Genomic DNA, 7491 nt, shown 5'->3' with positions numbered 1-7491 from the left:
GGGGGTCATGCTTAAAACTGCTGAAATTCATGTGCAATAGACATTTTGACAGTTTTTGACCCCTATTTTTTTTCGGCTTGTGAGAAATCCGGGATTATTGCCAAATAATGATGCAATCGGAATTGAGGTTCTAAAAAACGGAGTCATTGATACTCAAGCAGGTAACGATACTATCTCTGGTACAGGGATTGGTGGCTTCGGGTATAGAAACTTTGGACCACCTGCTATAGGTATCTCTAACACACATGGCTACATTAATGGAGGAGACGGAAATGATTTGATCAAGGGAAGCGGAGCGGGAATTGGCGATTTTACAATCAGCTCAAGTATAGGCATCAATAATACTCAGTATGGCCGCATTGATGGAGGAAAAGGGAACGACACTATCTTTGGAACTGTAGAAGGTGAGGGACAAGCTGATGCTACAGGCATCAATAACACTCAGCATAGCCTCATTGATGGAGGAAAAGGGAATGACACTATTTTTGGAACTGCTGTGGGTACTGGCTATGGAATCAGTAATAATGCTACAGGCATCTTCAACAGTGGTAGTAGCGTGATTAGTGGAGGCTTTGGAAACGATTCTATTACTGGTATCGGCAAGGGCGGTCGTGGGTCCCTAAACCCAAATGGGCAGGATTACTCTGCGTGGAATGGTATAGGTATCTCCAACAGCCAGGGTAGCGTAATTAGTACAGGGCAGGGAAACGACTTGATTTCTGGCACGGGTACAGGCGGTGCAGGGGACTCGGTTCCTGCTCATCCTGAAATTGGAATAGTTCCACCTGGTATAGGTATAGGCATTCTTAACAGTGCTACCATCGATTTAGGTGATGGCAATGACACTATCATTGGTACTGGCATTAGTAAAGGCACAGGTATTCTTAATACTAATGGCATTATTTATGAAGGGGCAGGAGCGGATATTCTTACTGGCTATGGCACTAGTGTTGGCATTCAAGGCGGCACTATTGATGGAGGAACCGGTAACGATTACTTCAAAGCCCGTCGAATTGATGCTAACGGTAATCCCGTTTCAAACCAAGGGGGCGATATTGCCGATGTCTTAATTAAAGGTGGATCTGGAAACGACACATTTGATGTTGGTTATGGTAATGCCACCATTGATGGTGGTTCAGGATGGGACAAGCTAATTCTGCCTGATTTCAAAAGTGATTACATTATTACAGGCAGCTGCCACAATTACACCGTTAAGCGTGATCAGTTTACTTTGAATGTCTTGAATGTTGAGCAAATCGACTTTCTCGGCGTTACTCCACAGCACAATGTGCTTAGGATTACTCATTAGGAATTGACAACAAATAAATTACTACTTGTAGAGTGGGCGAGATGCCCCACTCTACAAGTAGTAGTTAGAGAAGGAACGCGTTTTGCCTCAAGGAAGATCGCCCTCTGACTACTGATTAATTTTCGCCCCAAGTTTTTAGTTTTTGGTCGTCATCCAATACCAGGAAGTACTCCCGAGCAGTAATGGGCTTCTTCTACCCAGTCAATTGAAATAGGTATTCATCTTTCTTCAAGATTGAGTATCGTTGCCCATTGATTGATTTGACTGTCGTTGATGTTTATCCGCTCACACAGTTCAGTCTTAGTTGCCCCTGTTTAGCATCATGATCAGAATGTGAGAATTTGATTTTGCCTCTGGGTATGTTCTCAACCCTCTCTCTGAGAGATGATAATCCCGCGTTAATAAGAGCAAGGCGAAGCCCATAAATTTCTGTTCTGAGGGAGTTAATCTCATCATTGAATTCCTTTTGTTGCTCGGCTACGGGCACAACAGGCGCATCGGGGGTAGGCGAACGCTATAATTTTAGGGCTGCTCTGGTTGCACGTTACCAATCAAGAGTTGTTTTTTACTGCGCTTCAACTGTTTCCAAAGTGCTTTAATCTGGTTGTAAGCATCTTCTGGGGCAAGCTTACCATTGGTTTGTAAACAGGTAATATAGCCAACCTTTTGTGTGAATTCTTGGAGATTGGCATTAAATACTAGGTTATCCGGCTGAAATTGACTGTAGTAGCGACTGCGAGGGTAAAGAAATTTGTTTTTGTCTGACTGATTAGGCTCGTCCATTAGTTCACTTGTCTCAATCAAGTTTGTCTTGTATGTAGTTATCAGCATTAATTTCAAATTTATGCAAGTAGGCAAAAGTATTCGTCGAGACATTGGTTTGAAGGACAGAGACGAAATGATTAAGAAGTAAAAAGATAATCCCCATAAATAGATTGAGGGGAAGATATTCTTTTTGCTGAAAGTCTACCGCCAGGTTGGTATCACGTTTTGAAACTAAAAACTATGCTTTGGTTTGTGAATTTGAGTGTTGACGAAATAAGCCTGTCATACTCAAACCAGTAATCAACAAACCAATTAATCCCAAACCGTTTAAAATTGGATATATTTTTTCTAAATGGATGATTTCTAAGGTATGAATTTGCAGAATAAATTGACCTAGTTTTCGTTGATGAAACCATCCATGGACAACAGTAAAACACATACCTGTTAGCACAGTCACAAACAAGGGCAGACATAGAATAATGGCAATCTGATGATGATATTTGCGAAAAGCTCGGTTCATAAGTAATTTCTAGTTAAGTCACTTTAAATTTATTAAAGATGCCCAAATCTGAAATAAAGCTTGTTTGTTCTTAATTTTCTACACTCCAATACCTGCAACTGAAAATCTGCTCTCTGCAAATAAAATTCTAGCTAAAGGTGGTTTGTTCATTTTCAAATCGGACAAGACGATAAGTAAACTACCACAGCTAAATTATTTAAACAAAGTAAAATACTATTCTTTAATGAGGATTTCGATGCCCTTTGCTTGAAGAATTCATCTATCTTTAGAAAGATTTATAGTGGAAATTTTCAATACATATTTGACATATTAATGACACAGTATTGACATAGATATAAATAAAATCTTTAAAAAAGAAGAAGTGCTAGTTAATGAATTAATCTACTTACATTCATCACAATTAAGTCAAAAAATTAAGACTTAAATCTCAAAATGCTCTCAGTAGTTCACGAGAGTAAACTTGGCTATTTGGGAAATTGTTTTAACCTCTAATATGTACCCCAATCTGAAAAAGCGCATTTTGGGCTTGGCAGACTAGTCGGGCGATCGCATTTGTCTTGATATCAATTTTTAAACACCGAAAAAACAGGAGTAATCAGAATGTCTACATTTACCGTCACTAATACGAACAACAGTGGTGCAGGTTCACTGCGGCAGGCAGTTCTAAATGCCAATGCTCTTTCAGGAAAAGATATCATCAATTTTGGTGGGCTGTTTACAGATGGGCTAGCTCATACCATCAGTTTGACTGGTAGTGGTTTGAGTATCACAGATGACTTGATAATTGTTGGTACAAATCCGAGCAAACTAACTATTAAGGATGATAGTGCTGATCGTGTTTTTGATATTACCAGTGGTGTAACATCTGCAATCAATGGACTGACTATTACCAATACATACAATAGCTACAATGGCACACCAGGGGGTGGTGGTATTTCCAATGAAGGTGTTCTTACCTTAAACAATAGCGTAATAACTGGTAACATAGTATACCATAATGCCAGAGATTTAGACGGAAACACTATCGGCGCGGGTGGTGGTATTTACAACGCTGGCAGCCTCACAGTAAACTACAGTACTATTAGTAACAACTCGGCTACTGATGTCTTCTACGAAAGCAGCTATGGCGGCGGTATTTACAGCACTGGCAGCCTCACAGTGAAATGTAGCAACATTACTGGTAACACATCTGGATACGAGGGTGGTGGTATCTTTTCTGAACAGTCTTTGAAAACTGGTATCAACTCCAACTCGATATTTGTGAATTATAGTACCATCACTAACAATTCAGCAGCAGAATCTGGGGGCGGTATCTTTTCAGTTGGAGGTACAGTGAATTACAGCACCATCAATAACAATTCAGCGCGAGGAGCTGGGGGCGGTATCTATTTATTGGAAGGTACGATGAGTCACAGCACCATCAGTGGCAATTTTGCGCCCATAGGCGGCGGTATCTTTTCAGTTGGAGGTACAGTAAGTTACAGCACCATCAGTGACAATTCCGTGTATAGCGATAGCGATGGCATAGGCGGCGGTATCTTTTCAGTTGGAGGTACAGTGAGTTATAGCACCATCAGTGGCAATTTTGCGGGCAATGGCGGCGGCATCTACGCAGAAAGTAATGTGATCATAAGTCATAGCACCATTAGTGGCAATTCGGCACACTTTGGTGGCGGCGGCATCTACGCAGAAAGTAATGTGATTATAAGTCATAGCACCATTAGTGGCAATCAGGCACACTTTGGTGGTGGTATCTATAATAATGGCATCCTAACGGTGGGGAACAGCACTATCAGACACAATAGAGCTTTCGGGATCGAACTCAGTTCTGGTGCAAAAGAGTCTGGTGAAGGTGGCGGCATTTACAATTACTCTGCTGACTATACTACTGCCACACTGAACTACAGCACCATCGCTTGTAACTTTGACACACCCGAAGAGGATTCAAATAAGTTTATCAAGCTTGATAATCTCGTAGGTAAATTCATAAACATTGGTTCAGTCGTGAGAGTTTAACTATTTACCTTAATATTTTTTAGAAAGCGATTAAAATTCTCACCAAGCCAATCAATAGCTTGGTGAGAATTCGTTCACTAACAATTCTTTGTTCCATTGCCGATAATAGTTTTAGAGGTAATTATTCAAGAGGTTGATTGTGGTCTTTGCTCAAACCAGTCCCTGTGATGTAATAACAACTCGCCTGAGGTTAGACGAGTATGGGGCTATGGAAGAAACCAACCCAGAACGCCATTGACTTCAGCAACGGAGAGGTTATTACTATATCGGGAGGATCGGTTACTCACAGTGCGTAGACGCAAAGCGGCTTGTCGTGAGACATCGCCAGCAACTTTTTAATTTACTTGGGATTTTTACTGAGAGACACCGATTTTCGTTTGTATAATAGCGACTTGCTTTTTTTAAATTCCTGAATATCAGTGTGGGACTTATACCGATTTGATGGTTGTTAACGGCGAATCAGAGTTCAATGGCAATGTCTACGACAAGCCGCTTTGCGTCTACGCAATGATGAAATTCTGAATCCAATGCTTATTGTCGAAGTTTTTTCGCCCCTGACTGTTGCTTATGATCGCGGGGACAAGTTCAGAAAATATCGCTCGATTGCCAGCTTTTGTGAATATCTGCTTGTGAGTCAAACTGAACCCTACATTGAGCAGTATCATAACGCGGGATCGTAACAGTAACGAGCGCTGGTTATGGCAAGTTCACTCTCACCTTGAGCGGACGATTGTTCTGCACAGTTTAAATGTAGAAATTCCCCTGACTGAAATCTATCGTCGCATTAATTTTTAAGGGTTGCTAAAGCTTCTAGAAATTGCGCTCACCGAGACGGGCGGAAAAGGGATATTTTTTTTCCAAGTGAGCCTATTATGATACTCATCTAACATTAGAGGCAAGCGATACCTCCGGTAAGCTTCTCGAAGAGACGCTGCGCGAACGCTAACGCAGAACGAAAGAATGAGCATTAAAAGCTCGTGTTGCCACGATTACAAGTATAAGGAAAGTCACAATGGAAACATTAAAGAATTATCAGTTGATACTGAAAACGGGTAAAACTACGACAGAAAAAGCTTTAGAATTATTTGACACCCTTGAACCCGTAGATTTAGGCTTTATGTTTGGTCGTTGGCAAGGGTCTGGACTGCATACAAATCATCCAATGGATGGTTTATTGGAAATTTCCAATTGGTATGGGAAGGAATTTATAGATTCTGACAATATTCATCCGTTATTATTTTTAGATGGTCAGGAAAAAATTTTCCAGGTTGCGCCTAACCCCACTTTAATGAACTGGGTTTTAAAATTGCCGATCCCCAAAAATGATTCTCTCAAACCATTGCTGACCTCAATTAATTCTTTACTTAAAACCGATAAAAGTCAAGCCAGACTGCGGATGATGGAATATAGAGGAAAAGTGACTGCTACAATGATTTATGATTATTTGCCAATCAATGATTCTTTCAAAAAAGTAGATGAAAATACTGTGTTAGGAATTATGGATCATAAAAACATACCTCAACCTTTCTTTTTTATTCTCAAGCGATGCCTTTAGCTTTTTAAATCGGCTCTATTACGCTAAAGTGATCGCATCGAAGATAAGCGTGGTGCAACAATTCAGTGGGGGATTCTGACCCGCGACTGAAAGATTGCTGACGGATGTATTGGGAATAGCTGAATTCTTCTTCAAGAATATAAACTTTGTCCAATGAATGTTATTAGTGAAACTCATCACCAAAAGAAGCACTCCCAAGAAAGCTAGAAAAAGTAAACAGCATCCAACCGAAACAAATATGTTTTTGGGTTTGCCAATCGTATCTGTCTTCTACCGTCGGGATTGTGTTAGCTTCAACAATTTCTAATTCTTCAACGAGTAGTGGTGCAAGAGTATAGCGAATCGCTCACCTTTCTTTTCAGGAAACAAAGAAGTTTGCAGTTTGACCAGCAAAATTTTCAAGTGAGATGTAGCGATCGCTATCTCTGCGACCTTTAAAGGCACTCTTATTGATACGTATAATGAAAAATAGTAAAAGAGCAGTAAAAATACTGTGTATTTCTTGCATAACACAGTTTAATCTAAAGCAAAGAAATTTTGAGCCAGAAAATAAGACAAATAGTAAGTAAAATTACCAGAATTAACAACTGACCAACTAAACATTTATTTCAAGAGGGGGCAATAATTGTCTACTTAAATTTATCACGTTGCATAGCAATACTGCGTAGGTTTTGCATTTTTAACTCGGAATTGGGTTTTGGGAAAAGGTTAAAGGTTTTTTCTTTCCCCTTCCCCTTTTCCCCAAAACCCGACAAGTATTGTGTTGCATAGCTTCTATCAAGCAGCATGTGAAAGTTTCGGGGTATAAATCCCTGTCACTTTCACGTAATTTCTCTATTCTCTACGAGACGCACTCGCGTTCGGAGCGGGGCAAAGTCCATTACGAATTAAGAAAAAGCGAATTGTTAAAATAAGCACCCCAATCCGAAAAAGCGCATTTTGGGGTTGGTAAACCAGTAGGGTGATCGCAGTTGTCTTGATATCAAATTTTATACAACGTCAAAAAATAGGAGAAATCTGAATGTCTACATTTACCGTCACTAATACGAACAACAGTGGTGCAGGTTCACTGCGGCAGGCAGTTCTAAATGCCAATGCTCTTTCAGGAAAAGATATCATCAATTTTGGTGGGCTGTTTACAGATGGGCTAGCTCATACCATCAGTTTGACTGGTAGTGGTTTGAGTATCACAGATGACTTGATAATTGTTGGTACAAATCCGAGCAAACTAACTATAGCGGTTCTCGCTTGAGTGAAATACACAATGTGGGAAGATGATGAATGTTGTAGCAAAGTGTATCTGGAATGAAAGCATACTCCACTGAC

7 protein-coding genes are annotated in these 7491 nt (G+C 40.2%); 5 read left to right on the top strand and 2 right to left on the bottom strand.

Going from position 1 to position 7491, the window contains the following annotated elements:
• The first annotated feature begins 79 nt into the window (after nucleotides 1–79).
• The gene (locus V7L31_RS05310; RefSeq protein ID WP_334695278.1) at nucleotides 80–1309 is read left to right on the top strand and encodes a calcium-binding protein; all 1230 of its coding nucleotides are present in this window, start codon (nucleotides 80–82) and stop codon (nucleotides 1307–1309) included.
• A 522-nt stretch (nucleotides 1310–1831) separates the two neighbouring features.
• Here the strand turns inward: V7L31_RS05310 and V7L31_RS05305 are convergent.
• The gene (locus V7L31_RS05305) at nucleotides 1832–2092 is read right to left on the bottom strand and encodes a DUF7219 family protein (protein WP_334695279.1); all 261 of its coding nucleotides are present in this window, start codon (nucleotides 2090–2092) and stop codon (nucleotides 1832–1834) included.
• 220 nt (nucleotides 2093–2312) lie between these two features.
• Complete coding sequence (locus V7L31_RS05300; protein WP_334695277.1) at nucleotides 2313–2594, bottom strand: peptidase; 282 nt, start codon at nucleotides 2592–2594, stop codon at nucleotides 2313–2315.
• Between the two features lie 600 nt (nucleotides 2595–3194).
• Here V7L31_RS05300 and V7L31_RS05295 point away from each other — a divergent pair.
• The 4 genes from V7L31_RS05295 (at nucleotide 3195) to V7L31_RS05280 (ending at nucleotide 7417) form a co-directional block, all read left to right on the top strand.
• The gene (locus V7L31_RS05295; protein WP_334695276.1) at nucleotides 3195–4610 is read left to right on the top strand and encodes a right-handed parallel beta-helix repeat-containing protein; all 1416 of its coding nucleotides are present in this window, start codon (nucleotides 3195–3197) and stop codon (nucleotides 4608–4610) included.
• Between the two features lie 527 nt (nucleotides 4611–5137).
• Nucleotides 5138–5290 carry a Uma2 family endonuclease gene (locus V7L31_RS05290; RefSeq protein ID WP_334695275.1) on the top strand — a complete coding sequence of 51 codons (153 nt, stop codon included), beginning with the start codon at nucleotides 5138–5140 and terminating at the stop codon, nucleotides 5288–5290.
• A 332-nt stretch (nucleotides 5291–5622) separates the two neighbouring features.
• Entirely contained in the window at nucleotides 5623–6165 is a 543-nt protein-coding gene (locus tag V7L31_RS05285) for a DUF4334 domain-containing protein (RefSeq protein WP_334695274.1), read from the top strand.
• Between the two features lie 1021 nt (nucleotides 6166–7186).
• A complete protein-coding gene (locus V7L31_RS05280) occupies nucleotides 7187–7417 on the top strand; it encodes a hypothetical protein (protein WP_334695273.1) in 231 nt (76 codons plus the stop codon).
• Nucleotides 7418–7491: the final 74 nt, after the last annotated feature.

It is taken from the genome of Nostoc sp. (assembly GCF_036916655.1).
In the GTDB taxonomy this organism is placed as follows: domain Bacteria; phylum Cyanobacteriota; class Cyanobacteriia; order Cyanobacteriales; family Nostocaceae; genus Nostoc.
The sequence above is the reverse complement of the archived record's forward strand: the minus strand, read 5'-3'. Positions and strand labels throughout refer to the sequence as shown.

What these genes read in the sequence shown, in the direction of transcription:
- V7L31_RS05305 (WP_334695279.1), bottom strand. Translation starts at nt 2,092, where the DNA reads ATGGACGAGCCTAATCAGTCAGACAAAAACAAATTTCTTTACCCTCGC.
- V7L31_RS05300 (WP_334695277.1), bottom strand. Translation starts at nt 2,594, where the DNA reads ATGAACCGAGCTTTTCGCAAATATCATCATCAGATTGCCATTATTCTA.
- V7L31_RS05295 (WP_334695276.1), top strand. Translation starts at nt 3,195, where the DNA reads ATGTCTACATTTACCGTCACTAATACGAACAACAGTGGTGCAGGTTCA.
- V7L31_RS05290 (WP_334695275.1), top strand. Translation starts at nt 5,138, where the DNA reads ATGCTTATTGTCGAAGTTTTTTCGCCCCTGACTGTTGCTTATGATCGC.
- V7L31_RS05285 (WP_334695274.1), top strand. Translation starts at nt 5,623, where the DNA reads ATGGAAACATTAAAGAATTATCAGTTGATACTGAAAACGGGTAAAACT.
- V7L31_RS05280 (WP_334695273.1), top strand. Translation starts at nt 7,187, where the DNA reads ATGTCTACATTTACCGTCACTAATACGAACAACAGTGGTGCAGGTTCA.